Origin of the sequence: Escherichia sp. WS1265, assembly GCF_046487585.1 — a bacterium.
GTDB lineage: Bacteria > Pseudomonadota > Gammaproteobacteria > Enterobacterales > Enterobacteriaceae > Escherichia > Escherichia coli.
In genome coordinates this window covers 136554-163365 of record NZ_JBJQJE010000013.1, presented here as the reverse complement: position 1 = coordinate 163365, position 26812 = coordinate 136554, and the positions used below count along the sequence as shown (strand labels likewise).

General features: G+C 53.2%; 25 protein-coding genes and 5 tRNA genes. 11 read left to right on the top strand and 19 right to left on the bottom strand.

Annotation, left to right across the window (positions count from 1 at the left end):
• The 11 genes from ACJHX3_RS14720 to mltB form a co-directional block, all read right to left on the bottom strand.
• Positions 1-74 (bottom strand) — tRNA-Arg (locus ACJHX3_RS14720).
• A gap of 101 nt (positions 75-175) precedes the next feature.
• Positions 176-252: transfer RNA gene (locus ACJHX3_RS14715), tRNA-Arg, on the bottom strand.
• 62 nt (positions 253-314) lie between these two features.
• A tRNA-Arg gene (locus ACJHX3_RS14710) sits at positions 315-391 on the bottom strand.
• Between the two features lie 198 nt (positions 392-589).
• A tRNA-Arg gene (locus tag ACJHX3_RS14705) sits at positions 590-666 on the bottom strand.
• Positions 667-669: 3 nt separating this feature from the next.
• Positions 670-762, bottom strand: a tRNA-Ser gene (locus tag ACJHX3_RS14700).
• A 315-nt stretch (positions 763-1077) separates the two neighbouring features.
• The gene (csrA, locus tag ACJHX3_RS14695; protein WP_000906486.1) at positions 1078-1263 is read right to left on the bottom strand and encodes a carbon storage regulator CsrA; all 186 of its coding nucleotides are present in this window, start codon (positions 1261-1263) and stop codon (positions 1078-1080) included.
• A gap of 234 nt (positions 1264-1497) precedes the next feature.
• Positions 1498-4128 carry an alanine--tRNA ligase gene (gene alaS, locus ACJHX3_RS14690; protein WP_094308394.1) on the bottom strand — a complete coding sequence of 877 codons (2631 nt, stop codon included), beginning with the start codon at positions 4126-4128 and terminating at the stop codon, positions 1498-1500.
• 127 nt (positions 4129-4255) lie between these two features.
• Positions 4256-4756: a recombination regulator RecX gene (recX, locus tag ACJHX3_RS14685; RefSeq protein ID WP_094321843.1), complete on the bottom strand. Its 501-nt coding sequence runs from the start codon at positions 4754-4756 to the stop codon at positions 4256-4258.
• 68 nt (positions 4757-4824) lie between these two features.
• Positions 4825-5886 carry a recombinase RecA gene (gene recA / locus ACJHX3_RS14680; RefSeq protein WP_000963143.1) on the bottom strand — a complete coding sequence of 354 codons (1062 nt, stop codon included), beginning with the start codon at positions 5884-5886 and terminating at the stop codon, positions 4825-4827.
• Positions 5887-5965: 79 nt separating this feature from the next.
• Positions 5966-6463 carry a nicotinamide-nucleotide amidase gene (pncC, locus tag ACJHX3_RS14675; RefSeq protein ID WP_000132231.1) on the bottom strand — a complete coding sequence of 166 codons (498 nt, stop codon included), beginning with the start codon at positions 6461-6463 and terminating at the stop codon, positions 5966-5968.
• 144 nt (positions 6464-6607) lie between these two features.
• Positions 6608-7693 (bottom strand): lytic murein transglycosylase B, encoded by a 1086-nt coding sequence (mltB, locus tag ACJHX3_RS14670; protein WP_094321844.1) that lies wholly within the window; start codon positions 7691-7693, stop codon positions 6608-6610.
• 255 nt (positions 7694-7948) lie between these two features.
• On the opposite strand from mltB, the gene srlA reads away from it, so the two are divergent.
• The 7 genes from srlA (at position 7949) to gutQ (ending at position 12896) form a co-directional block, all read left to right on the top strand.
• Positions 7949-8512, top strand: a complete 564-nt coding sequence (gene srlA, locus ACJHX3_RS14665) for a PTS glucitol/sorbitol transporter subunit IIC (RefSeq protein ID WP_000573329.1) — start codon at positions 7949-7951, stop codon at positions 8510-8512.
• On the top strand, positions 8509-9468 hold the full coding sequence (srlE, locus tag ACJHX3_RS14660) for a PTS glucitol/sorbitol transporter subunit IIB (protein ID WP_000196934.1): 960 nt from the start codon (positions 8509-8511) through the stop codon (positions 9466-9468). The genes srlA and srlE overlap by 4 nt, the downstream gene beginning before the upstream one ends.
• 10 nt (positions 9469-9478) lie before the next feature.
• The gene (gene srlB, locus ACJHX3_RS14655) at positions 9479-9850 is read left to right on the top strand and encodes a PTS glucitol/sorbitol transporter subunit IIA (protein ID WP_094308396.1); all 372 of its coding nucleotides are present in this window, start codon (positions 9479-9481) and stop codon (positions 9848-9850) included.
• A gap of 3 nt (positions 9851-9853) precedes the next feature.
• Positions 9854-10633 (top strand): sorbitol-6-phosphate dehydrogenase, encoded by a 780-nt coding sequence (gene srlD / locus ACJHX3_RS14650; protein WP_001077351.1) that lies wholly within the window; start codon positions 9854-9856, stop codon positions 10631-10633.
• A 105-nt stretch (positions 10634-10738) separates the two neighbouring features.
• Positions 10739-11098: a transcriptional regulator GutM gene (gutM, locus tag ACJHX3_RS14645; protein WP_000252914.1), complete on the top strand. Its 360-nt coding sequence runs from the start codon at positions 10739-10741 to the stop codon at positions 11096-11098.
• 66 nt (positions 11099-11164) lie between these two features.
• A complete protein-coding gene (srlR, locus tag ACJHX3_RS14640) occupies positions 11165-11938 on the top strand; it encodes a glucitol operon DNA-binding transcriptional repressor SrlR (RefSeq protein WP_000804552.1) in 774 nt (257 codons plus the stop codon).
• The gene (gutQ, locus tag ACJHX3_RS14635; RefSeq protein WP_001287415.1) at positions 11931-12896 is read left to right on the top strand and encodes an arabinose-5-phosphate isomerase GutQ; all 966 of its coding nucleotides are present in this window, start codon (positions 11931-11933) and stop codon (positions 12894-12896) included. The genes srlR and gutQ overlap by 8 nt, the downstream gene beginning before the upstream one ends.
• On the opposite strand, the gene norR is transcribed toward gutQ, so the two are convergent.
• On the bottom strand, positions 12893-14407 hold the full coding sequence (gene norR / locus ACJHX3_RS14630) for a nitric oxide reductase transcriptional regulator NorR (protein ID WP_000010755.1): 1515 nt from the start codon (positions 14405-14407) through the stop codon (positions 12893-12895). The genes gutQ and norR overlap by 4 nt on opposite strands.
• Positions 14408-14593: 186 nt before the next feature.
• Between norR and norV the strand changes: the two genes are divergently transcribed.
• Together norV and norW are read left to right on the top strand one after the other, a co-directional pair.
• Positions 14594-16033 (top strand): anaerobic nitric oxide reductase flavorubredoxin, encoded by a 1440-nt coding sequence (norV, locus tag ACJHX3_RS14625; RefSeq protein WP_000029622.1) that lies wholly within the window; start codon positions 14594-14596, stop codon positions 16031-16033.
• The gene (norW, locus tag ACJHX3_RS14620; RefSeq protein ID WP_000064698.1) at positions 16030-17163 is read left to right on the top strand and encodes an NADH:flavorubredoxin reductase NorW; all 1134 of its coding nucleotides are present in this window, start codon (positions 16030-16032) and stop codon (positions 17161-17163) included. The genes norV and norW overlap by 4 nt, the downstream gene beginning before the upstream one ends.
• Before the next feature lie 77 nt (positions 17164-17240).
• On the opposite strand, the gene hypF is transcribed toward norW, so the two are convergent.
• The 3 genes from hypF to ascG form a co-directional block, all read right to left on the bottom strand.
• Positions 17241-19481 carry a carbamoyltransferase HypF gene (hypF, locus tag ACJHX3_RS14615; protein WP_001107670.1) on the bottom strand — a complete coding sequence of 747 codons (2241 nt, stop codon included), beginning with the start codon at positions 19479-19481 and terminating at the stop codon, positions 17241-17243.
• 152 nt (positions 19482-19633) lie between these two features.
• Positions 19634-20161 (bottom strand): electron transport protein HydN, encoded by a 528-nt coding sequence (gene hydN, locus ACJHX3_RS14610; protein ID WP_001078777.1) that lies wholly within the window; start codon positions 20159-20161, stop codon positions 19634-19636.
• A 148-nt stretch (positions 20162-20309) separates the two neighbouring features.
• A complete protein-coding gene (gene ascG, locus ACJHX3_RS14605; RefSeq protein ID WP_024185229.1) occupies positions 20310-21320 on the bottom strand; it encodes a DNA-binding transcriptional regulator AscG in 1011 nt (336 codons plus the stop codon).
• A gap of 259 nt (positions 21321-21579) precedes the next feature.
• Here ascG and ascF point away from each other — a divergent pair, with 259 nt between their 5' ends.
• Both ascF and ascB read left to right on the top strand, forming a co-directional pair.
• On the top strand, positions 21580-23037 hold the full coding sequence (gene ascF, locus ACJHX3_RS14600; RefSeq protein ID WP_001107857.1) for a PTS cellobiose/arbutin/salicin transporter subunit IIBC: 1458 nt from the start codon (positions 21580-21582) through the stop codon (positions 23035-23037).
• Positions 23038-23045: 8 nt separating this feature from the next.
• A complete protein-coding gene (gene ascB / locus ACJHX3_RS14595) occupies positions 23046-24470 on the top strand; it encodes a 6-phospho-beta-glucosidase AscB (protein WP_000110333.1) in 1425 nt (474 codons plus the stop codon).
• Between the two features lie 157 nt (positions 24471-24627).
• Here ascB and hycI read toward each other — a convergent pair whose 3' ends face one another.
• The 4 genes from hycI to hycF are packed head-to-tail and all read right to left on the bottom strand — an operon-like array spanning position 24628 to position 26807.
• Positions 24628-25098: a hydrogenase maturation peptidase HycI gene (hycI, locus tag ACJHX3_RS14590; RefSeq protein ID WP_000132947.1), complete on the bottom strand. Its 471-nt coding sequence runs from the start codon at positions 25096-25098 to the stop codon at positions 24628-24630.
• On the bottom strand, positions 25091-25501 hold the full coding sequence (gene hycH / locus ACJHX3_RS14585; protein WP_001291921.1) for a formate hydrogenlyase assembly protein HycH: 411 nt from the start codon (positions 25499-25501) through the stop codon (positions 25091-25093). The genes hycI and hycH overlap by 8 nt, the downstream gene beginning before the upstream one ends.
• Positions 25498-26265, bottom strand: coding sequence for a formate hydrogenlyase subunit HycG (gene hycG / locus ACJHX3_RS14580; RefSeq protein WP_000067399.1), 768 nt, complete (start codon positions 26263-26265; stop codon positions 25498-25500). The genes hycH and hycG overlap by 4 nt, the downstream gene beginning before the upstream one ends.
• Positions 26265-26807 carry a formate hydrogenlyase subunit HycF gene (hycF, locus tag ACJHX3_RS14575; RefSeq protein WP_000493785.1) on the bottom strand — a complete coding sequence of 181 codons (543 nt, stop codon included), beginning with the start codon at positions 26805-26807 and terminating at the stop codon, positions 26265-26267. The genes hycG and hycF overlap by 1 nt, the downstream gene beginning before the upstream one ends.
• Positions 26808-26812: the final 5 nt, after the last annotated feature.

Below are 26812 nucleotides of genomic sequence, written 5' to 3'. Positions count from 1 at the left end.
TGCATCCGGGAGGATTCGAACCTCCGACCGCTCGGTTCGTAGCCGAGTACTCTATCCAGCTGAGCTACGGATGCATCGGGAAATTTATTTTACTGCTGATATTGATACCGCCACTAAAGCCATATCAAGTAAGAAAATCCATCTTAACCATCATCACTGATGATTACGGAGAATATGGTGCATCCGGGAGGATTCGAACCTCCGACCGCTCGGTTCGTAGCCGAGTACTCTATCCAGCTGAGCTACGGATGCATCGGGAAATTTATTTTACTGCTGATATTGATACCGCTACTAAAGCCATATCAAGTAAGAGATGGTGCATCCGGGAGGATTCGAACCTCCGACCGCTCGGTTCGTAGCCGAGTACTCTATCCAGCTGAGCTACGGATGCATCGGGAAACTTACTTTACTGCAGATTTTTTGATACCGCTACTAAAGCCGTATCAAGTAAGAGATGGTGCATCCGGGAGGATTACTCGCCTTGCGGCTCGCCCTTCGGGCCGTTGCTAAAGCAACGTTATCCTCCCTGGTGCCTGCGGTTATTACCGCCACCTCTTCCATACCTTCATCGCTGAAAGTACGTAGAATATGGTGCATCCGGGAGGATTCGAACCTCCGACCGCTCGGTTCGTAGCCGAGTACTCTATCCAGCTGAGCTACGGATGCAAATGGCGGTGAGGCGGGGATTCGAACCCCGGATGCAGCTTTTGACCGCATACTCCCTTAGCAGGGGAGCGCCTTCAGCCTCTCGGCCACCTCACCACACGCCTCTTACGAGTGCTTCGAAGAACTTGTTTATCGCTCATCGTCGCTGCGTGGCGCACATATTACTTTCTGAGACTTATAAGTCAAACAATTTTTCCCACACTTTTATCGTTTGCACACTTCACGCTCAATTAGTCTGTAAAAACGTCAAAAAGAGTGTTTTATCAACAGAAAAACGGAGGTCTGTCAGATAGCAGTAATGCAAAAAAATGGAGACTTAAGTTGAATGAACGGGAGTAAAGCGAAAAGACAATGGAGTGAAGAAGAAATTTTGAGGGTGCGTCTCACCGATAAAGATGAGACGCGGAAAGATTAGTAACTGGACTGCTGGGATTTTTCAGCCTGGATACGCTGGTAGATCTCTTCACGGTGAACAGAAACTTCCTTCGGGGCATTTACGCCAATACGTACCTGGTTGCCCTTTACCCCTAAAACTGTCACGGTGACCTCATCCCCAATCATGAGGGTCTCACCAACTCGACGAGTCAGAATCAGCATTCTTTGCTCCTTGAAAGATTAAAAGAGTCGGGTCTCTCTGTATCCCGGCATTATCCATCATATAACGCCAAAAAGTAAGCAATGACAAACACATTACATCTAAGCAGTCATGGCATTACATTCTGTTAAACCTAAGTTTAGCCGATATACACAACTTCAACCTGACTTTATCGTTGTCGATAGCGTTAATGCGAATGCCGTGAAGCGAGTCCACGGCATTGCCTGACGCTTATATTATTGCAATTTCGCGCTGACCCAGCCTTTCACACTGGCTAACGCTGCAGGTAAGGCCGCAGCATCCGTACCACCGGCTTGCGCCATGTCAGGACGTCCACCACCCTTGCCGCCCACCTGCTGAGCGACCATACCAATCAGTTCCCCTGCTTTCACACGATCTGTGACGTCCTTAGATACGCCTGCAATCAGAGAAACCTTACCTTCGGCTACCGTTGCCAGCACGATAATTGTCGACCCCAGCTGATTTTTTAAATCGTCAACCATGGTACGCAACATTTTCGGCTCAACACCGCTAAGCTCGCTAACCAACAGCTTAACACCATTAACATCAATTGCCTTACTGGAAAGATTTGCGCTCTCCTGTGCGGCAGCTTGTTCTTTAAGCTGTTGTAACTCTTTTTCCAGCTGACGCGTACGTTCCAGTACTGAGCGCACTTTATCAGCCAGATTATTGCTATCGCCTTTCAGCAGATGCGCGACTTCGTTTAAGCGATCGCTGTCTGCATGAACGGTGGCGATAGCGCCTTCTCCGGTTACCGCTTCGATACGACGAACGCCTGCAGCAGTACCCGATTCAGAGATGATGCGGAACAGACCAATATCACCAGTGCGACTGGCGTGAGTACCGCCACACAGCTCGGTGGAGAAATCGCCCATGCTCAGCACACGTACACGTTCATCATACTTCTCGCCGAACAGCGCCATCGCACCTTTCGCTTTCGCCGCTTCGAGATCCATGATGTTGGTTTCAATCGGCAAGTTACGGCGAATCTGTGCGTTCACCAGGTCTTCGACCGCACGAATCTCTTCTGGTTTCATCGCTTCGTTGTGTGAGAAGTCGAAGCGCAGCACTTTGTCGTTAACCAGTGAACCTTTCTGCGATACATGAGTACCCAGAACCTGGCGCAGCGCAGCGTGCATCAGGTGCGTTGCGGAGTGATTCAGACGAATACGGGCGCGACGAGCTTCATCAACATCAGCCTGCACCGCGTCGCCCACTTTCACAGAACCCGCAGCAAGTTTACCGATGTGACCAATCGCCTGGCCGTATTTCTGCGTATCTTCCACCGCAAAGGAGAAGTTAGCGCCTTTCAGTTCGCCTTTATCACCAACCTGACCGCCGGATTCCGCATAGAATGGCGTTTGATCCAGCACGACCACAGCTTCCTGGCCTGCATTGATGGCATCAACCGCTTTACCATCAACAAACAGCGCGGTCACTTTGCCGTTCAGTTCCAGATGGTCATAGCCTTTAAATTCAGATGCACTGTTAACACGGATCATTGCGTTGTAATCGGCACCAAAGCCGCTGGCTTCGCGCGCACGACGACGCTGCTCTTCCATTGCTGCTTCAAATCCAGCTTCGTCAACTTTGATGTTGCGCTCACGACAAACATCAGACGTCAGGTCAACCGGGAAGCCATAGGTGTCGTACAGACGGAAAGCCGTTTCACCATCCAGCGTATCACCAGAAAGTTTTGCCAGCTCTTCGTCCAGCAGCGCCAGACCGCGCTCCAGAGTACGGGCAAACTGCTCTTCTTCAGTCTTCAGCACCTGCTCAACCTGCGCCTGCTGGCGTTTCAGGTCTTCACCCGCAGAGCCCATTACGTCGATCAGCGGACCAACCAGTTTGTAGAAGAAGGTTTCTTTCGCGCCCAGCATATTGCCGTGACGCACTGCGCGACGAATGATACGACGCAGTACATAACCACGGTTTTCGTTGGACGGCATTACGCCATCCGCGATCAGGAACGCACAAGAACGAATGTGGTCAGCGATTACGCGCAGCGATTTGTTGCTCAAATCGGTCGCGCCAGTGACTTTCGCTACCGCCTGGATCAGCGTACGGAACAGGTCGATGTCATAGTTAGAGTTAACGTGTTGCAGCACCGCAGCAATACGCTCCAGACCCATACCGGTATCTACAGACGGCTTCGGCAGCGGTTCCATCGTGCCATCTGCCTGGCGGTTGAACTGCATGAAGACGATGTTCCAGATCTCAATGTAGCGGTCGCCGTCTTCTTCCGGACTTCCCGGAGGGCCACCCCAAATGTGGTCGCCGTGATCGTAGAAGATTTCGGTGCACGGGCCGCACGGACCAGTGTCACCCATCTGCCAGAAGTTGTCAGATGCGTATGGCGCACCTTTGTTATCGCCGATGCGAATAATACGTTCGCGCGGGATCCCGACTTCTTTTTCCCAGATTTCGTAGGCTTCGTCGTCGCTTTCATAGACGGTAACCCACAGACGCTCTTTCGGCAGGGCAAACCATTTTTCGCTGGTCAGCAGTTCCCATGCAAACTGAATGGCATCGTGTTTGAAATAGTCGCCGAAGCTGAAGTTGCCCAGCATTTCGAAGAAGGTATGGTGACGCGCGGTGTAACCGACGTTTTCCAGGTCGTTGTGTTTACCACCCGCACGCACGCAGCGTTGGGAAGTGGTAGCGCGGGAATAATTACGCTTGTCGAGCCCAAGGAACACATCCTTGAACTGGTTCATCCCGGCGTTGGTAAACAACAAAGTTGGGTCGTTATGGGGTACCAGGGAGCTGCTGGCAACTACCTGATGTCCCTTACTATGGAAAAAGTCGAGAAACGCCTGACGGATCTCAGCGGTGCTCTTGCTCATAATTATCCTGAAATCAAGCTAACGAAATATCGCCACCAGCTCCAGCGTGTCTTAACCGCCGGGCTGGTAACTGAAAAGTGGGAATAAGATAAGTTTTCTTGACTGGGAAGTAAAATACCGTATGCGTTCAGTCGGCAAAATTTCGCCAAATATCCTGGATATCTTCCATCAGATAGCCACGATAGAGCAGAAAACGCTGGATCTTAACTTTTTCTGAAAAGACAGTTGGCAAAGGTTCGCCATATTTTCGCGTCGCCTGATCGCGCGCCAGTGCGCACCAGTCGATGTCACATTCACGCATCGCTTTTTCTGTCGCTTCGCGGGAAATACCTTTCTGATTCAGTTCCTGACGAATACGCGCAGGTCCATAACCTTTGCGGCTACGGCTGGCGATAAAGCGCGCAACAAATCGGCTGTCATCGAGATAGCCATGTTCATGGCACCAGACGATAACGCGCTCGTAATCTTCTGCCGTGGCATCAATCTCTTCCGGGCCATTTTTGCCCATGATCGGTGCCGCGAGTTTACGTCGCAATTCTTGCTCACTGTGATCGCGCACCGCCAGAATGCGTACCGCACGATCCAACAGGCGAGCATATGCCGGGCGACGGGACGTTGATTCTGTCATGGCATATCCTTACAACTTAAAAAAGCAAAAGGGCCGCAGATGCGACCCTTGTGTATCAAACAAGATGATTAAAAATCTTCGTTAGTTTCTGCTACGCCTTCGCTGTCATCTACAGAGAAATCCGGCGTTGAGTTCGGGTTGCTCAGCAGCAACTCACGTACTTTCTTCTCGATCTCTTTCGCGGTCTCCGGGTTATCTTTCAGCCAGGCAGTCGCATTCGCTTTACCCTGACCGATCTTCTCACCTTTGTAGCTGTACCACGCACCTGCTTTCTCGATCAGCTTCTCTTTCACGCCCAGATCAACCAGTTCGCCATAGAAGTTGATACCTTCGCCGTAGAGGATCTGGAATTCAGCCTGTTTAAACGGCGCAGCGATTTTGTTCTTCACCACTTTCACACGGGTTTCGCTACCCACCACGTTTTCGCCCTCTTTCACCGCGCCGATACGACGGATGTCGAGACGAACAGAGGCGTAGAATTTCAGCGCGTTACCACCGGTAGTGGTTTCCGGGTTACCGAACATCACACCAATTTTCATACGGATCTGGTTGATGAAGATCAGCAGCGTGTTGGACTGCTTCAGGTTACCCGCCAGCTTACGCATCGCCTGGCTCATCATACGTGCCGCAAGGCCCATGTGAGAGTCGCCGATTTCGCCTTCGATTTCCGCTTTCGGCGTCAGTGCCGCCACGGAGTCAACGACGATAACGTCTACTGCGCCAGAACGCGCCAGGGCGTCACAGATTTCCAGTGCCTGCTCGCCAGTGTCCGGCTGGGAGCACAGCAGGTTGTCGATATCGACGCCCAGTTTACGTGCATAGATTGGGTCCAGCGCGTGTTCAGCATCGATAAACGCACAAGTTTTACCTTCGCGCTGGGCTGCGGCGATCACCTGCAACGTCAGCGTGGTTTTACCGGAAGATTCCGGTCCGTAGATTTCGACGATACGGCCCATCGGCAGACCACCTGCCCCAAGCGCGATATCCAGTGAAAGCGAACCGGTAGAGATGGTTTCCACATCCATGGAACGGTCTTCACCCAGGCGCATGATGGAGCCTTTACCAAATTGTTTCTCAATCTGGCCCAGTGCTGCCGCCAACGCTTTCTGTTTGTTTTCGTCGATAGCCATTTTTACTCCTGTCATGCCGGGTAATACCGGATAGTCAATATGTTCTGTTGAAACAATTATACTGTATGCTCATACAGTATCAAGTGTTTTGTAGAAATTGTTGCCACAAGGTCTGCAATGCATACGCAGTAGCCTGACGACGCACCGCATCACGGTCACCGCTGAAGCATTCCCGCCGGGTAATGCCTTCACCGCGGGCAGTGGCAAAAGCAAACCAGACGGTGCCGACAGGCTTTTCTTCACTGCCGCCATCCGGCCCGGCGATACCACTAATAGACACAGCATAATCAGCACGAGCCGCTTTCAGTGCGCCTATCGCCATTTCCACCACGACAGGTTCGCTCACCGCGCCATGCTGCGCCAGCGTCTCTTCGCGTACACCGATCATTTGCGCTTTGGCTTCGTTACTGTAGGTGACAAATCCGCGTTCAAACCAGGCGGAGCTACCGGCAATATCGGTAATCACTTTCGCTACCCAACCACCGGTACAAGACTCAGCAGTTGTTACGGTTGCGCCACGGGCTTTCAGCGCCTGCCCAACCTGTTCGCTTAACTGCATCAGTTCACTGTCAGTCATCACAACCTCTGTCAGTCAAAAATTTATGCCGGACAAGATAGCACTTTCGTCAGGAAGATGGTGTTGGCGTTGCAATTTTACGAGGAGGATTCAGAAAAAAGCTGATTAGCCAGAGGGAAGCTCACGCTCCCCTCTTGCAAATAGTTACTGCACGCGCGCCAGCGCCACGGCTTGTCCTAACTGCCAGACCGCCATTGCGTAATGGGTACTGTGGTTGTAACGGGTGATGGTGTAGAAGTTCGGCAGACCGTACCAGTACTGGTAACCGGTACCGACATCCAGACGCAGCAGGCTGGCTTGTTGATGGTTGCCCAGCGGCTGCTGTGGCGTTAAACCTGCCGCGGCAAGCTGCGAAATGCTGTACTTGGTTTTGAAGCCATTTGGCAAGCCTGGAGCCTGACCGTTTGCCATCACCGCAACCTGCTCACCTTTCACCCAGCCGTGCGCTTTGAAATAGTTCGCCACACTACCAATGGCATCAACCGGATCCCACAGGTTGATATGCCCGTCGCCGCTGAAATCTACCGCATATTGTTTGTAAGACGACGGCATAAACTGTCCGTAGCCCATCGCCCCGGCAAAGGAACCTTTCAGATTGAGCGGATCGTCCTGCTCGTCGCGCGCCATCAGCAGGAAGGTTTCCAGCTCGCCAGAGAAATACTCCGCGCGGCGTGGGTAGTTAAATGACAGCGTTGCCAGCGCATCGAGGATACGGGTTTTCCCCATCACGCGCCCCCAGCGGGTTTCAACGCCGATAATCCCGACGATAATTTCCGGCGGTACACCATACACCTGCCACGCGCGATTCAACGCATCTTCATACTGATTCCAGAAAACCACACCGTTCTGCACGTTGTCCGGCGTAATAAATTTTTTGCGATAACGCAGCCATGCGCCGTTCGGACCTGATGGCGGTTTCACCGATGTGGTTGGTGCCTGGTTATCCATCAGCCGCAGTACCGAATCCAGACGTTTCGCCTGGGAGAGAATTTCCTGCAACTGCTGACGATCGAAACCGTGTTTGTTCACCATTTTGTCGATGAACTGCTGGGCATTCGGGTTATTAGCGAAATCGCCACCCATCTGCATCACATTGTGCTGCGGCTCAAGCAGGAAGCCGCCAGACGGCGTTCCGGTGGTCGTTTCAGTCTCAGTAGGTTTTGGCTTGCTGCTACAGGCGGCAAGCAACACAAAAAGGGGAAGCAATGTTACATAACGACGCTTGAACATGAGGGGTCCATTTAACAGATTCAACCAGGGGCAAGTATGGTAAAGCATCACGCCCCGCACAAGGAAGCGGTAGTCACTGCCCGATACGGACTTTACATAACTCAACTCATTCTCCTCGCTATCCTTTTATTGAAACTTTCAAGTTAAAATATTTATCTTTCATTTTGCGATCAAAATAACACTTTTAAATCTTTCAATCTGATTAGATTAGGTTGCCGTTTGGTAATAAAACAATAAATCCTGAAGGAGAGAACAATGATAGAAACCATTACTCATGGTGCAGAGTGGTTTATCGGGCTGTTCCAAAAGGGCGGAGAGGTGTTTACCGGGATGGTGACCGGCATTCTTCCGCTGTTGATTAGCCTGCTGGTTATCATGAACGCACTGATTAATTTTATCGGTCAGCATCGTATTGAACGTTTTGCTCAACGTTGCACCGGTAACCCTGTTTCCCGTTACCTGCTGTTACCGTGCATTGGCACGTTTGTCTTTTGCAATCCGATGACCTTAAGCCTGGGTCGCTTTATGCCGGAAAAGTACAAACCCAGCTACTACGCGGCCGCCTCTTATAGCTGCCACTCAATGAATGGCCTCTTCCCCCATATCAACCCAGGCGAACTGTTTGTTTATCTTGGCATTGCCAGCGGTCTGACAACACTGAACCTGCCACTTGGCCCACTGGCGGTGAGTTATCTGCTGGTTGGTCTTGTCACCAACTTCTTCCGCGGCTGGGTGACCGATCTGACCACCGCCATTTTTGAGAAAAAGATGGGTATTCAACTTGAACAAAAAGTTCACCTGGCAGGAGCAACATCATGACGCGTATTCGGATCGAAAAAGGAACGGGTGGCTGGGGCGGCCCGCTTGAGCTGGAAGCCACGCCGGGCAAAAAAATCGTCTATATCACCGCCGGTACCCGGCCTGCGATTGTTGACAAACTGGCACAGCTTACTGGCTGGCAGGCTATTGACGGATTTAAAGAAGGTGAACCCGCGGAGGCGGAAATTGGTGTCGCGGTAATCGACTGTGGCGGCACATTACGCTGCGGCATTTATCCGAAACGGCGTATTCCCACCATTAATATCCACTCGACGGGCAAGTCCGGTCCACTGGCGCAGTACATTGTGGAAGATATTTATGTCTCTGGCGTAAAAGAAGAAAACATCACTGTAGTGGGTGATGCGACACCACAACCCTCTTCCGTGGGCCGTGACTATGACACCAGCAAGAAAATCACCGAACAAAGCGATGGTTTACTGGCGAAGGTGGGAATGGGTATGGGTTCTGCCGTTGCCGTGTTGTTTCAATCTGGTCGTGACACCATCGACACTGTATTAAAAACCATTCTGCCGTTTATGGCGTTCGTCTCGGCGCTTATCGGCATCATTATGGCTTCCGGTCTTGGCGACTGGATTGCCCACGGTCTTGCTCCGCTGGCGAGCCATCCACTGGGTCTGGTCATGCTGGCGCTCATCTGCTCCTTCCCGCTGCTTTCACCTTTCCTCGGCCCAGGCGCAGTTATCGCACAGGTTATCGGCGTATTGATTGGCGTGCAGATTGGCCTCGGCAATATTCCGCCGCATCTGGCTTTACCTGCACTGTTTGCCATCAACGCGCAGGCGGCCTGCGACTTCATCCCGGTCGGTTTGTCGCTGGCGGAAGCCCGTCAGGACACGGTTCGCGTCGGTGTCCCTTCTGTACTGGTGAGCCGCTTTTTAACCGGCGCGCCGACTGTACTGATCGCCTGGTTTGTCTCCGGTTTTATCTATCAATAGAGGCTGAAACATGACCGTTATTTATCAGACCACCATCACCCGTATCGGCGCGAGTGCCACTGACGCCCTCAGCGACCAGATGCTCATCACCTTTCGTGAAGGCGCGCCTGCGGATCTCGAAGAGTATTGCTTCATTCATTGCCACGGCGAGTTGAAAGGTGCACTCCATCCCGGTTTGCAATTTACGCTCGGGCAGCATCGCTATCCGGTGACCGCCGTTGGCAGTGTGGCGGAAGACAACCTTCGCGAACTGGGTCATGTCACCCTGCGCTTCGATGGTTTAAACGAAGCGGAATTTCCGGGCACTGTCCATGTGGCAGGCTCTGTACCCGACGATATCGCGCCGGGATCGGTTTTGATGTTTGAATCTGTTAAGGAGTAAAAAATGAATCAGGTTGCCGTTGTCATCGGTGGTGGGCAAACCTTAGGCGCGTTCCTGTGCCACGGTCTGGCTGCCGAGGGGTATCGCGTCGCGGTTGTCGATATTCAGAGCGACAAAGCCGCAAATGTGGCACAAGAAATTAACGCCGAATATGGTGAAGGAACAGCGTATGGTTTTGGTGCTGACGCCACCAGCGAGCAAAGCGTTCTGGCGCTCTCTCGTGGGGTAGATGAAATCTTTGGTCGCGTGGATTTGCTGGTCTACAGCGCCGGAATTGCAAAAGCAGCCTTTATCAGCGACTTCCAGCTCGGCGATTTTGACCGTTCGCTACAAGTGAATCTGGTGGGTTATTTCCTGTGTGCCCGTGAATTTTCGCGTTTGATGATCCGCGACGGGATTCAGGGGCGCATTATTCAGATCAACTCGAAATCCGGCAAAGTGGGCAGCAAACACAACTCTGGTTATAGCGCCGCGAAATTTGGTGGCGTCGGGCTGACTCAATCACTGGCGCTGGATCTGGCGGAGTACGGCATTACGGTGCATTCACTGATGCTCGGTAATCTGCTGAAATCGCCGATGTTTCAGTCGCTATTGCCACAATATGCGACCAAGCTGGGTATCAAACCGGATCAAGTCGAGCAGTATTACATCGACAAAGTACCGCTCAAACGCGGCTGCGATTATCAGGATGTGCTGAATATGCTGCTGTTCTACGCCAGTCCTAAGGCGTCGTACTGCACTGGTCAGTCGATCAATGTCACCGGCGGTCAGGTGATGTTCTGATTAACAGCGGAGATCCGTTAAGGATCTCCGCGAGACTAATAAAATGCCTGATGCGCTACGCTCATCAGGCATACAGGACTTCCGCCACTACATTAAGGAAAAGTTATGGTATCCGCACTCATCACCGTCGCCGTTATCGCCTGGTGTGCGCAACTGGCCTTAGGCGGTTGGCAAATTTCTCGTTTTAACCGTGCCTTCGACACACTATGCCAGCAAGGGCGGGTTGGCGTGGGCCGTTCCAGCGGGCGCTTTAAACCGCGGGTCGTGGTCGCCATCGCCCTGGACGATCAGCAACGCATCGTCGACACCTTGTTTATGAAAGGACTGACCGTCTTCGCCCGACCACAAAAAATTCCCGCAATTACCGGTATGTATGCGGGTGATTTACAGCCCGATGTGATCTTTCCCCATGATCCACTATCACAGAATGCTCTATCATTGGCGCTTAAACTGAAACGTGGATAATTTCGTTGTGAATGTTACTTGCTTGCGAAGTTATCATTTTGAAACCTAAATCAGGTAATCACGCCCATGAAACCTCGTCAGCGTCAGGCCGCCATTCTGGAGTATCTGCAAAAGCAGGGTAAATGCTCGGTTGAAGAATTGGCGCAATACTTTGACACCACAGGCACAACCATTCGCAAAGATCTGGTCATTCTGGAACATGCCGGAACCGTCATTCGTACTTATGGCGGAGTGGTGTTGAATAAAGAGGAATCCGATCCGCCTATCGATCATAAAACACTCATCAACACCCACAAGAAAGAGCTGATTGCAGAAGCTGCCGTTAGTTTTATCCATGATGGCGATTCGATCATTCTTGATGCTGGCAGTACCGTTTTGCAGATGGTTCCCCTGCTCTCGCGCTTTAATAACATCACAGTGATGACCAACAGCCTGCATATCGTCAATGCGCTATCCGAACTGGATAACGAACAAACTATCCTGATGCCAGGCGGAACATTTCGTAAAAAATCGGCCTCATTTCACGGGCAACTGGCAGAGAATGCCTTCGAGCATTTCACCTTCGATAAATTGTTTATGGGCACCGACGGCATCGATCTCAATGCGGGCGTAACCACGTTCAACGAGGTTTATACCGTCAGTAAGGCAATGTGCAATGCCGCGCGCGAAGTGATTTTGATGGCAGACTCATCAAAGTTTGGCCGTAAAAGCCCCAACGTAGTTTGCAGTCTTGAAAGCGTCGATAAGCTAATTACCGACGCAGGTATCGATCCAGCGTTTCGTCAGGCGCTGGAAAAGAAAGGGATCGATGTGATCATAACCGGAGAGAGCAATGAGTGAAGCACTACTGAACGCGGGACGTCAGACTTTAATGCTGGAGTTGCAGGAAGCAAGCCGTTTACCGGAACGTCTGGGCGATGATTTTGTTCGCGCCGCCAATATCATCCTGCACTGCGAAGGCAAAGTGGTGGTTTCGGGAATTGGCAAATCGGGCCACATTGGTAAGAAAATCGCCGCAACGCTTGCCAGTACCGGCACACCGGCTTTTTTTGTCCATCCGGCAGAGGCACTGCACGGCGATCTGGGGATGATCGAAAGCCGCGATGTGATGCTGTTTATCTCTTACTCCGGTGGCGCGAAGGAACTGGATCTGATTATTCCGCGTCTGGAAGATAAATCTATCGCACTGCTGGCGATGACCGGCAAACCGACGTCACCGCTGGGCCTGGCGGCGAAAGCGGTGCTGGATATCTCCGTAGAACGCGAAGCCTGTCCGATGCACCTTGCGCCGACCTCCAGCACCGTCAATACCCTGATGATGGGTGACGCGCTGGCGATGGCGGTCATGCAGGCGCGCGGATTTAATGAAGAAGATTTTGCCCGCTCCCACCCTGCTGGAGCATTGGGTGCTCGCTTGCTGAATAAAGTGCATCATCTGATGCGCCGTGATGACGCTATCCCGCAGGTAGCGTTAACCGCCAGCGTGATGGATGCGATGCTGGAACTCAGCCGCACTGGTCTGGGGCTGGTGGCGGTATGTGACGCTCAACAACAGGTACAAGGCGTCTTTACCGACGGCGATTTACGTCGCTGGCTGGTTGGCGGCGGCGCACTCACCACGCCAGTTAATGAAGCGATGACGACAGGCGGCACCACATTACAGGCGCAAAGCCGTGCCATCGACGCCAAAGAGATCCTGATGAAGCGCAAAATCACTGCCGCACCGGTGGTGGATGAAAACGGCAAACTCACCGGCGCAATTAACTTGCAGGATTTCTATCAGGCCGGGATTATTTAATCCTTCAATCCCAGACGTTTCGCCAGCCGATGCAGGTTGGCGACGTCGGTTTCCAGCATCCGCGCACAGGCAGCCCAGTTGTGATGATTTTGTGCCAGTGCCTGACGAATAGTTTCACGCTGGAACGCTTCTGTCGCTTCACGCAGGTTTTGCTTAACAACGGGCACCGCCGCCGCTTCTGGCGGCGGCAACGTCACCTCAGGAAAAGCAAAATGTTGCGCCTCAAGAATCACTTCATCGCCGCTGCGAGTGGCTCTCGACAGTACTACCGCCCGATGAATAGCATGTTCCAGTTCGCGCACGTTTCCCGGAAAACTGTAGTGTTGCAGTAAATTTCGCGCCCCGGCACTTAATACCACGCGGGAGAGCCCCAGCCGCAAACGACACTGCTCGCAGAAATACCCCGCCAGCAGAATGACATCATCGCCCCGCTCACGCAGCGGCGGCACCGAAAGTGGAAACACGCTCAGGCGATGAAACAAATCGGCGCGGAATCGCCCTGCCAGTACCTCTTCGCGTAAGTCGCGGTTAGTCGCCGCCAGCACGCGCACATCGACCCGCAAACTGCGGTCATCGCCAACACGCTGAATATCGCCATACTGCAACACTCGCAGCAACTTGGCCTGCAATGCCAACGACAACTCGCCGATCTCATCCAGAAACAGCGTGCCGTTATCCGCCATTTCAAACTTCCCGCTGCGGTTACTCATAGCGCCAGTAAACGCCCCTTTCACATGCCCGAACAGTTCACTTTCCGCCACACTTTCCGGCAGTGCGGCACAGTTGAGATAGACCAGCGGATTCACCGCCCTTGGCGAGGTTTCATGAATCGCTTTCGCCACCAGCTCCTTACCGGTTCCCGTCTCACCGCTGATTAAGACGTTGAGATCGGACGCCGCCACAATCTCAATCTCTTTTTTCAATTGCGTCATGCCAGGGGACAAGCCAATCATCTGCGTCTGTTTCACCGCTTCAAACGGCGTGGCATCGCCTGGCAGCATATTCTGGCTTTCCAGTTGCTCAATCAGCAACGCATTGCTTAACGCTCCCGCCGCCAGTGCGGCAATCAGCCGTAGCTCTTCGTCGCTGAAAACATCGAACTGATCGGGCTGCATCCCGTCGAGCGTCAAGGCACCGATCAGGTTTTGCCCGGCAAACAACGGCAAACCAACGCAGGCGTGAACCTTCAGACTCTCCTGCCCTGGAATCAAACCGTCATAAGGATCGGGCAATTCGCTGTCTGCGGGAAAGCGCACCACATCCCCGGCGCGGGCAATCGCTTCCAGCCGTGGATGACCTTCCAGCGCAAAGCGTCTACCGAGTACATCCTTCGCCAGCCCGTCGATGGCAAGCGGAATAAACTGCCGCGAGTCGTAACGTAGCAACGCAGACGCATCGCACTCCAGCACCTGACGCAACGTGGTGATCAGGCGCTGAAAACGATCCTGATGACCAATCCCACGCTGCAATTCGATGGCGATATTCGCCAGCACATCAACGGAAAAACTCATCTTTGCCTCACTGTCAATTTGACTATAGATATTGTCATATCGACCATTTTATTGATAGTCATTTTGACTACTCATTAATGAGCACAATTTTATTTATAGAGTAAAAACAATCAGATAAAAAACTGGCACGCAATCTGCAGTTAGCAAGACATCTTTTTAGAACACGCTGAATAAATTGAGGTTGCTATGTCTATTGTGGTGAAAAATAACATTCATTGGGTTGGTCAACGTGACTGGGAAGTGCGTGATTTTCACGGTACAGAATATAAAACGCTGCGCGGCAGCAGCTACAACAGCTACCTCATCCGCGAAGAAAAAAACGTGCTGATCGACACCGTCGACCATAAATTCAGCCGTGAATTTGTGCAGAACCTGCGTAATGAAATCGATCTGGCGGATATCGATTACATCGTAATTAACCATGCTGAAGAGGACCACGCCGGGGCGCTGACCGAACTGATGGCACAAATTCCCGATACGCCGATCTACTGTACTGCCAACGCTATCGACTCGATAAATGGTCATCACCATCATCCGGAGTGGAATTTTAATGTGGTGAAAACAGGCGACACGCTGGATATCGGCAACGGCAAACAGCTCATTTTTGTCGAAACGCCAATGCTGCACTGGCCGGACAGCATGATGACTTACCTGACAGGCGACGCGGTGCTGTTCAGTAACGATGCTTTCGGTCAGCACTACTGCGACGAGCATCTGTTCAACGATGAAGTGGATCAGACGGAGCTTTTCGAGCAGTGCCAGCGTTACTACGCCAATATCCTGACGCCGTTCAGCCGCCTGGTAACGCCGAAAATTACCGAGATCCTGGGCTTTAACTTGCCAGTCGATATGATAGCGACCTCTCACGGCGTGGTATGGCGCGATAACCCGACGCAAATTGTCGAGCTGTACCTGAAATGGGCGGCGGATTATCAGGAAGACAGAATCACCATTTTCTACGACACCATGTCGAATAACACCCGCATGATGGCTGACGCTATCGCCCAGGGTATTGCGGAAACCGACCCACGCGTGGCGGTAAAAATTTTCAACGTCGCCCGAAGCGATAAAAACGAAATCCTGACCAATGTCTTCCGCTCAAAAGGCGTGCTGGTCGGCACTTCGACGATGAATAACGTGATGATGCCAAAAATCGCCGGGCTGGTGGAGGAGATGACTGGTTTACGCTTCCGTAACAAACGCGCCAGTGCTTTCGGCTCTCACGGCTGGAGCGGCGGTGCGGTGGATCGTCTTTCCACACGCCTGCAGGATGCAGGTTTCGAAATGTCGCTTAGCCTGAAAGCCAAATGGCGACCGGACCAGGACGCTCTGGAGTTATGCCGTGAACACGGTCGCGAAATCGCCCGTCAGTGGGCGCTCGCGCCGCTGCCGCAGAGCACGGTGAATACGGTAGTTAAAGAAGAAACCTCTGCCACCACGACGGCTGACCTCGGCCCACGGATGCAGTGCAGCGTCTGCCAGTGGATTTACGATCCGGCAAAAGGCGAGCCAATGCAGGACGTTGCGCCAGGAACGCCGTGGAGTGAAGTCCCGGATAACTTCCTGTGCCCGGAATGCTCCCTTGGAAAAGACGTCTTTGACGAACTGGCATCGGAGGCAAAATGAGCAACGGCATTGTGATCATTGGTTCGGGCTTCGCCGCCCGCCAACTGGTGAAAAATATTCGCAAACAGGACGCCAGTATTCCATTAACCCTGATTGCCGCCGACAGCATGGATGAGTACAACAAACCGGATCTCAGCCATGTTATCAGCCAGGGGCAACGTGCCGATGACCTTACCCGCCAGACGGCGGGTGAATTTGCCGAGCAGTTTAATCTGCACCTGTTTCCGCACACCTGGGTGACGGATATCGATGCCGAAGCCCATGTGGTGAAAAGCCAGAATAATCAGTGGCAATACGACAAGCTGGTGCTGGCAACTGGTGCCAGTGCCTTTGTCCCGCCAGTGCCTGGGCGTGAGTTAATGCTGACGTTAAATAGTCAGCAAGAGTATCGCGCCTGTGAAACGCAACTGCGGGATGCCCGACGCGTGTTGATTGTCGGCGGTGGTTTGATTGGTAGCGAACTGGCGATGGATTTTTGTCGTGCAGGCAAAGCGGTCACGCTAATCGACAACGCTGCCAGTATTCTGGCATCGTTAATGCCACCGGAAGTAAGCAGCCGCTTGCAGCATCGGTTGACGGAGATGGATGTTCATCTGCAGTTGAAATCTCAGTTGCAGGGACTAGAAAAAACAGATTCTGGCATTCTGGCAACGCTGGACCGCCAGCGCAGCATCGAAGTGGATGCGGTAATTGCCGCCACCGGGCTGCGCCCGGAAACCGCCCTGGCACGACGCGCAGGGCTGACGATTAATCGCGGCGTTTGCGTCGATAGTTATCTGCAAACCAGTAATGCCGATATTTATGCGCTGGGCGATTGCGCGGAAATTAACGGTCAGGTATTGCCGTTCCTGCAACCGATTCAACTTAGCGCGATGGTGCTGGCAAAAAATCTTCTCGGCAATAACACGCCGCTGAAACTCCCGTCGATGCTGGTGAAAATCAAAACGCCGGAATTACCGCTGCATCTGGCAGGCGAAACCCAGCGTCGGGATTTACGCTGGCAGATAAATACCGAACGCCAGGGAATGGTGGCGCGCGGTGTTGATGATGCCGACCAGCTTCGCGCCTTTGTGGTCAGTGAGGATCGGATGAAAGAGGCGTTTGGATTGTTGAAAACGTTGCCGGTGTAGGCATGGTTTTCTCCCTCGCCCAAAGGGCGAGGGGACTGTCCGCGCTCTATTTACGCTTAGTTACGCCACATCCACCACTATGCAGTATGCAGGATGCGCGCCGCAGCAATAACCCCCTGCCCCAGAGACAAGCCGCCATCACCCGCCGGTAAACTCTGTGGAAAGAGCAATGTGAAATCAGCGAGATAATGCGCCAGACGTGCACGCAGCAATCGGTTATGAATAACCCCACCGCTAAATACCAGCGTAGTGATACCGCGCATCGTGGCCTGCTCACGCATCAACGCGGCAAAACCCTGCGCCAGCGCATCATGAAACGCCCACGCGCGTTGATTAACCGGTGCCTGCCAGTTCAGCCACTGCTGCCAGAAAGTGGCGAGATCCAGTTGATTGTCCACCAGCGGCATCGTCACCGGATGCGTCACTCCGTCACATGAGGCTGCGAGCGCCTCCAGAGCACAAGCCGCTTCACCTTCATAACTTAACGTGGCTGGCGCACAGCCCAGTGCCGCCGCCACAGCATCAAACAAACGCCCACACGACGACGCCAGCGGCGCGTTAATTCCACGCTCAATGGCCCGCGCCAGCACGCTCCAGTTTTGCTGTTGCACACTTGCCGTTTCAGGGTAATTCTGCCACTCCGGCACAAAGCGCAGGCACTGCGCCAGCAGGTTACGCCACGGCTGCTTCGCCGCCAAATCGCCCCCAGCAAGCGCCACCGCTGGCAAGCCGCCCAGGTGCTGGCATTCGCGATAGTTCACCCGCAGGCACTCGCCGCCCCATAAAGCGCCGTTCTCCCCCATACCGATACCGTCGAGCGTCAACGCAATGACATCACCGCCATCCAGCGGCCAGTGATGTTCTGCCAGACACGCCGCTGCGTGGGCATGATGATGCAGCACCGTTTGTGTCGGCAGATTCATTTCGCTCGCCCACTGGCTGGAGACATAGCCCGGATGCGCGTCATGCACAACGTATTGCGGGGTGAAATCGTAGATGTTTTGCATCAGGCGTAACGCTTCGCGCCACTGCATCTGGATGCCATCGTCACTTAAATCGCCCAGATGCTGACTCAACACCGCTTGTTCACCGCGCACCAGGCAGAAGGTATTTTTCAGATCCGCGCCGAGACACAGCACAGGCGGAACATTTTTAAAGCCCGGAGGCAAAGACAGCGCGTCCGGTACATACCCTCGCGAACGGCGCAGCATTTCGCCGCTTTCGCGCACCACTGAATCATCCATCCGCTGCACGATGTCGCGGTTATGTAGCAAGAATCCGTCGGCAATGCCCTGCAAATCCGCCAGCGCCTGTTCGTTGCTGATAGCCGGTGGTTTACCGCTCAGGTTGCCGGAGGTCATCACCAGCGGGCATTGCAGTTCCTGTAACAGCAAATGCTGGAGCGGGTTCGCAGGCAACATTACCCCGACTTCGTTAAGGCCAGGGGCGATATCATCACAAAGCTCAGGTACGTATTTTTTATCCACCAGCACAATCGGCGCGGCGGGCGTGGTAAGCAACTGGCGCGCAGCGTCTGGTAAACCTTCTGCCACTGGCAACATGACCGCCAGCGGTTTCGCCGGGCGATGTTTGCGCGCCCGAAGTGTCGCCACCGCGTTACTGTTACGCGCATCGCAGGCGAGATGAAATCCGCCAATCCCTTTGATGGCGACAATGTTGCCCATTTTTAACTGTGCGATAGCCGCCTGTAATGCCGCCTCTTGTTCTGCATGTTCACCATGACTTACCCATTCAAGATGTGGGCCACACTCCGGGCAGGCCACCGGCTGGGCGTGGAAGCGACGATCGAGCGGGTCGCGATATTCTTTGTCACAGGCCGGACACAGCGGAAACGCCGCCATCACGGTAAACGGGCGGTCGTAAGGCATCGCGCGAATAATGGTGAAACGTGGGCCGCAGTGGGTACAGTTGATAAACGGATAACGATAACGCCGCTCGCCCGGGGTATTCATTTCAGCAAGACAGGCAGGACAAGTCGCGGCATCGGGAACAATTTGCGTATTCATGACGCCGCCTGTGCTCTGACGGATAGTGAACTCGGTGGGCAGTTGTGACCAGATAAACGGCTCACGCTCGACGCTATCAATACGCGCCAGCGGCGGGCAGTGCTGATGCAACTGCACAAGAAACGTTTCCGGGTCTTCCAGCAGCCGGACTTCTACGCCATCGCCGTCATTACAGACATCGCCGTGAAGATTTAATTGCTGTGCCAGCTGCCAGACAAACGGACGAAAACCGACGCCCTGCACTTTGCCACGAATACGCAGTTGGACACCGCAAGATGTGTTTTTTGCCATTGAGTTATTCCCGCCATCATGAATTGCGTAACCCGCCCTGCCGGACACGACAGCGTCGTATCCGGCAATCACAGGTCGGCGATACCGCCCGCTCCGTATTCTACGAATATTTCCGGGAATTCCTTTGATGCCAGAACAGTTCAGTAAGATTTTTAGAACATCAGCGCCGTACGGCGACGTTTTTCTGCGCTCAGTTGTTCAAGTTTATTACGATCGACACAAATCAGCGCATGAGTCGGGCAAGCCGCCATACACGCCGGGCCGTCTTCACGATGGTTGCACAGGTCACATTTATTGGCTTCGGCTTTGTCAGCCCGTACATTCAGCCCCGCGCCGCTGTTGCGAATCACCGGACGTACCACCACTTCCATCGCGCCATACGGGCAAGCCACAACGCAGGTTTTGCAACCAATACAACGTTCCTGCATCACATGAACAAACCCTTTATCACGACTGATAGCACCATTCGGGCAGACGTTAGCGCACGGTGCATCTTCACACTGACGGCAAACTGTCGCCGTGGAAATGTTCACACCTTTAATGACATGGATACGCGGTAAAAATGTTTCCGGGGTCAGCGATGCACAGTCCTGATTTTCCTGATGAGAAACCACGCACGCCACTTCACAGGTACGGCAACCAATACATTTACTCGCGTCAGCAATGATGAAACGGTTCATCAAATTCTCCAGCAATGACAGTTAATGCGCCGATACATTCACAAATCATGCCAGTTTTTAATTTACTGTTATTTAAGGAAATTAAATTCTGTAATGCAGGAAAAACGATGTCATCGACACTAGTGACGATGACATGTGATGACAATGTTTATTGCGAAAGGGCAATGAGTGAGTCACGGCGGATCAGTTTTCCGCTGAAGGTTTTCGGCGGTGAGAAATCCCCGCCATCGAGCATAAAAATCAGCCGTCCAATAATTTCCTGAATCATCTCAGTTACCGGAATTTTTACGCTGGAGAGCGCCGGAACGGTGTAGGGGGCAATAGCGATATCATCGAATCCGATAACTGACACCTGCTCTGGCACCGCTACGCCGCGCTCGTGTAACGCTTTCATCGCACCTATCGCCATATCGTCGTTACTGGCAACTAACGCGCTAAATTTAGCCCCACGTTCGAGCAACATTTCTACCCCTTCGGCCCCGCTGGCAGGCGTCCATTTACCGTTAGCGATAAGTTTTTCATTGAGCGCAATACCATGCTGCGCCAGCGCGTCTTTATACCCGGCAAGACGTTCAACGCTGGTGGGGGAATCCATCGAACCGGTAAGGAAAGCAATCTCCTGATGTCCGGCGTTTATCAACTCTGCCACGGCGTTAAAGCTGGTCTGTTTATGATCGCACCAGACGCTATGGCTGCTGTTTTTGCGCAGGCGGCGATTAAGCACCATTATCGGCTGACTGTGTGCGTCAATGATGTCATCAATCTCATCCACGCTTAAAAAACGCGGGTAAATCATAATGGCGTCGCAGCGCAAATCCAGCAGATACTGAATCGCCTGGCGCTCTTCTTCGGCGCTATGTTTACCATCTGCCAATAGCAACTGTCGCCCTTTCTCTTCCGCCATTCGCGCGGCATGAAACAGTAATTCACTAAAATAAATGCCGTGGTAAAGCGTGTTGGTCACGACCAGCCCCAGCGTCTGAGTACTCTTCGCCGACAGATTGCGCGCCAGCAAGTTTGGACGGTAACCGCTCTCTTCTACCGCCTGAAACACGCGATCTTTAGTCTCCTGGCTGACGTAGCCATTACCTGAAAGCACGCGGGAAACGGTCGCTTTTGAAACCCCGGCGCGCTTCGCCACTTCCAGCATCGTCGTCATCATTTTCATCCCTTTACACGCAATCAACGCAGTGTACTGCACCGTTTGCCGATTGTCCTTGCGCAATCGGCGGGAAAAATATTCAGGTGACCGGTTTCACAAATATAAAAAATGAACAATTAACTCTCTTGCTTATTTAGTGACAACTATTCATGATTTTGTGAAACCGGTTTCCTAATTCCGTTTCAGCATCGGCATTTTTCCGTCACGTCGACTGATAACAACTACATCTACCCTACTGATAACAGGATAAAATCCGATGGCCAAAAATTATGCGGCGCTGGCACGCTCGGTGATAGCGGCACTGGGCGGCGTTGATAACATCTCGGCAGTCACGCACTGTATGACGCGTTTGCGCTTTGTTATCAAAGATGACCAGCTTATCGACAGTCCGACGTTGAAAACCATCCCCGGCGTGCTCGGCGTGGTACGTAGTGACAACCAGTGTCAGGTGATTATCGGCAATACCGTTTCACAAGCCTTTCAGGAAGTCGTCAGCCTGCTGCCGGGAGATATGCAGCCCGCACAGCCCGTGGGTAAACCCAAACTTACGCTACGTCGCATAGGTGCGGGGATCCTCGATGCGCTGATCGGCACCATGTCACCGCTGATCCCGGCGATTATCGGCGGATCGATGGTCAAACTGCTGGCGATGATCCTCGAGATGAGCGGCGTGCTGACAAAAGGATCGCCGACCTTAACCATTCTGAATGTGATTGGTGACGGTGCTTTCTTCTTCCTGCCGCTAATGGTCGCGGCATCTGCCGCCATCAAATTTAAAACCAATATGTCGCTGGCGATTGCCATCGCGGGTGTGCTGGTACATCCGAGTTTTATTGAATTAATGGCGAAAGCGGCCCAGGGTGAACATGTCGAATTTGCCCTGATCCCGGTCACCGCGGTGAAATACACCTACACGGTGATCCCGGCGCTGGTGATGACCTGGTGCCTGTCATATATCGAACGCTGGGTGGATCGCATTACACCGGCGGTGACTAAAAACTTCCTCAAGCCAATGCTGATTGTGTTGATTGCCGCACCGCTGGCAATCCTGCTGATTGGCCCGATTGGTATCTGGATCGGTAGCGCCATTTCGGCGCTGGTTTACACCATTCATGGTTATCTGGGCTGGCTTTCAGTCGCCATTATGGGCGCGCTGTGGCCTCTGCTGGTAATGACCGGGATGCACCGCGTCTTTACGCCAACCATCATTCAGACCATTGCCGAAACCGGCAAAGAAGGGATGGTCATGCCGTCAGAGATCGGCGCTAACCTGTCGCTGGGCGGTTCATCACTGGCGGTGGCGTGGAAAACGAAAAACCCGGAACTGCGCCAGACGGCGCTCGCAGCGGCGGCATCAGCCATTATGGCGGGGATTTCCGAACCGGCGTTATATGGCGTGGCGATCCGCCTGAAACGTCCGCTTATCGCCAGTCTTATCAGTGGTTTTATTTGCGGCGCGGTTGCCGGTATGGCGGGGCTTGCCAGCCACTCAATGGCAGCGCCGGGGCTATTTACCAGCGTGCAGTTCTTCGATCCGGCGAATCCAATGAGCATCGTCTGGGTGTTCGCGGTCATGGCGCTGGCGGTGGTGCTGTCGTTTATCCTCACACTGTTGCTCGGCTTTGAGGATATTCCTGTTGAGGAAGCGGCTGCCGAGGCGCGAAAGCATCAGAGCGCACAACCGACCGTCGCCAAAGAAGTAAGTCTTAATTGAGGATGAAAATGTCAGTATTTCCAGAAGGTTTTTTATGGGGCGGCGCGCTTGCCGCCAACCAGTCTGAAGGTGCGTTCCGCGAAGGCGGCAAAGGACTGACCACGGTCGATATGATCCCGCACGGCGAGCATCGAATGGCGGTGAAACTGGGGCTGGAAAAACGTTTTCAGTTGCGCGATGACGAGTTTTATCCCAGCCATGAGGCGACGGATTTTTATCATCGTTATAAAGAAGATATCGCCCTGATGGCAGAGATGGGATTCAAAGTGTTCCGTACCTCAATTGCCTGGAGCCGCCTCTTCCCGCAGGGCGATGAACTGACGCCCAACCAGCAGGGCATTGCTTTTTACCGTTCTGTCTTTGAAGAGTGTAAAAAGTACGGTATCGAACCGCTGGTCACGTTGTGCCACTTCGATGTGCCGATGCATCTGGTCACCGAATATGGCTCCTGGCGTAACCGCAAGCTGGTGGAGTTTTTCAGCCGCTACGCCCGGACCTGCTTTGAAGCATTTGATGGCCTGGTGAAATACTGGCTCACCTTCAATGAAATCAACATTATGTTGCATAGCCCGTTCTCCGGCGCGGGTCTGGTGTTTGAAGAAGGCGAAAATCAGGATCAGGTGAAATATCAGGCTGCGCATCACCAGCTGGTTGCCAGTGCGCTAGCCACCAAAATCGCCCATGAGGTTAACCCGCAAAATCAGGTGGGCTGTATGCTGGCGGGCGGCAACTTCTACCCTTATAGCTGCAAGCCGGAAGATGTCTGGGCGGCGCTGGAGAAAGACCGGGAAAACCTGTTTTTTATCGATGTGCAGGCGCGGGGCGCGTATCCGGCTTACTCTGCCCGCGTATTCCGCGAAAAAGGGGTAACCATCAACAAAGCACCGGGCGATGATGAAATCCTGAAAAACACCGTCGATTTTGTCTCCTTCAGCTATTACGCCTCGCGCTGCGCCTCGGCGGAGATGAACGCCAACAACAGCAGTGCGGCGAACGTGGTGAAATCGCTGCGTAACCCGTATCTACAGGTAAGCGACTGGGGCTGGGGTATTGATCCACTCGGTCTGCGTATCACCATGAATATGATGTACGACCGTTATCAGAAGCCGCTGTTTCTGGTGGAAAACGGCCTGGGCGCAAAAGATGAATTTGCTGCCAATGGTGACATTAACGATGACTATCGCATCAGCTATTTACGCGAACATATCCGCGCAATGGGCGAAGCGATTGCAGACGGTATTCCGCTGATGGGCTACACCACCTGGGGCTGTATTGATTTAGTTTCCGCCTCAACGGGTGAAATGAGCAAACGCTACGGTTTTGTCTACGTAGACCGTGACGACGCAGGCAACGGTACGCTGGCGCGCACGCGTAAGAAATCATTCTGGTGGTATAAAAAAGTGATTGCCAGTAACGGTGAAGATTTAGAGTAAGCAACCGTGCCGGATGCGGCGTGAATGCCTTATCCGGCCTACATAGTTCGTGCGACATGTAGGCCCGATAAGCATTGCGCATCGGGCAATCTGGCGTTTGCTATCAGTTCTGATTCCCTCATCAAGAACATCCCTGTCCTGATTCCTTACTGAAAAACTACTCTTCTTCCACCGCTAACTGCGCGAATCCGCCATTCCCTTCCCAGCCTTCCAGTCGTTGATAAACGGTTTCTACCGCATCTTTAATCGGCTGGGTCATCGGGTAGTAAAAGCCGACGATATCCGGCTGGATGCCGAGGAAAATCACTTCGCCAATGTCTTCTTTCAACTGGTCGATAAGGTAGTTCAACGGCATGTTATGGGTAGTCATCATAAACATCTCGGCGATGTCATCCGGGTCGATGATGCGGATCTCGCCGGGGTTTAGCCCCATATCCGTGGCGTCGACAATCAGCAGCCGCGTAGGGCGCAGTTCACGGATGGCGACAATATCGTTTTCCGGTGCACTACCGCCGTCAATCACCACCCAGTGACCTTTCGGCGCGGCGGCGCACTTTTCCGCCAGTAGCGGGCCTGCGCCATCATCGCCCATCATGCTATTGCCAACACAGAGTAAAACGTCAGTCACGCAATCTCCTCACCATCAAATAGATGGCGTTTTCCTGATGAATATCATGCAGCATACTTAACAGCATTGTACTCCATTCCTGCTGCTGCGAAGTTTGCGCTGCCCGGGCTTTATCGAATGCATTGGCCAGCATCGGCACATGGTTAATGTCGATGACGATCTCACCGTACTTCGGTACGCCTTCCATTTTGCGGCGGGCTTCGCTGCCCGCCTCCAGAGTGGCAATCCATGCCAGATATTCATCCCATGGGCAGGTGAGCGCCGCTTCCAGGCAATCGATAACCCCAAGGTGGTGACCAATCGCCAGGCTGTAATAGACCACCTGCTGCGCCTCGGCGGGCGTGGCATCGTTCTCATCAATAAATTTACGGCTCAGTTGACTGAACACCACCTTTTCACTCATCGGATACGCGCCTCTTCAACAACATGATTCAGATGGCTGACAATCTCGTTCAGACGCGGATCGTTTTCCGCTTCCAGCCAGCGTGCAACCTGCTCTTCGCCCTGCCCTAACTGTGTCAGGAAGTCATCGGCAATCTGACGACCGTAACGATAACCCGCCAGGCGGCGTGCTTCGCGATCCACTTTCACGCGCAGCGGCTGCACCATATCGCCATGCAGAATTTCTGCCGGTTGTTCATCCTGCTCACCCGGGCCACGGGCGTGAATTTTCTGCTCCAGCAGGCCGAGCGCCATTGCAAAGCCGTACAGCGTGGCGGCAGGCGTTGGCGGGCAGCCAGGGATATAAACATCCACCGGGACGATTTTATCCGTACCGCCCCACACGCAGTAGAGATCATGGAAGATCCCGCCACTGTTACCGCAGGCACCGTAGGAGATACAGATTTTCGGGTCCGGCGCGGACTGCCACGCACGCAGCGCAGGGGATCGCATTGCACGGGTGACCGCGCCGGTAAACAGTAAAATATCCGCATGACGCGGTGAAGGAACGACTTTAATGCCGAAGCGTTCTGCATCAAACAGCGGCGAAAGCGTGGCGAAAATTTCGATTTCGCAGCCGTTGCAGCCGCCGCAGTCCACGCGGTAAACGTAGGCAGAACGTTTGATTTTTTTCAGTAACGACGCCTTCATGCTGGCGATGGATTCATCCACCGTCATCGGGACCGGAATGCCGTTGGCGTCACGGGGGCCTAATAAATTGCTCATCAGATGGCCTCTTTCATATGGCGAGTCAGTTCAATACGGTCGGACGGCACCAGGCATTTCTGGCGCTTACATTCCGGGCAAGTCTCAAAGCTTTCGCGGTGGTTTTCCGCGCGGCTGTCACCATTGTGCTTAAGCAGCGCAATGGCGTAGTCGATCTCTTTCTGGACGGCGAAAGGACGATTGCAGACGCGACAGTTGCACAGCGCGAAGCGGGACTGTTGCAGGAAGTCTTCTTTCTTCCACACCGCCAGTTCGTACTCTTGCGACAGTTTGATCGCCGCCGTCGGGCAAACTTCTTCGCAGCGTCCACAGAAGATGCAGCGCCCGAGATTAAACTCCCAGGCAAGCTCTCCTGTGGCGAGGTCAGTTTCAACCGTTAAGGCGTTTGACGGGCAGGCATTGACGCAGGCCGCGCAGCCGATGCACTGCTGCGGGTTCTGCTCTGGCTTACCACGGAAGTTTTTATCAACCGCAATCGGCTCCAGCGGATAAGACGAGGTCGCCGTGCCGGTTTTGATAACTTTTTTGATAAAGGTAAACATGGCGA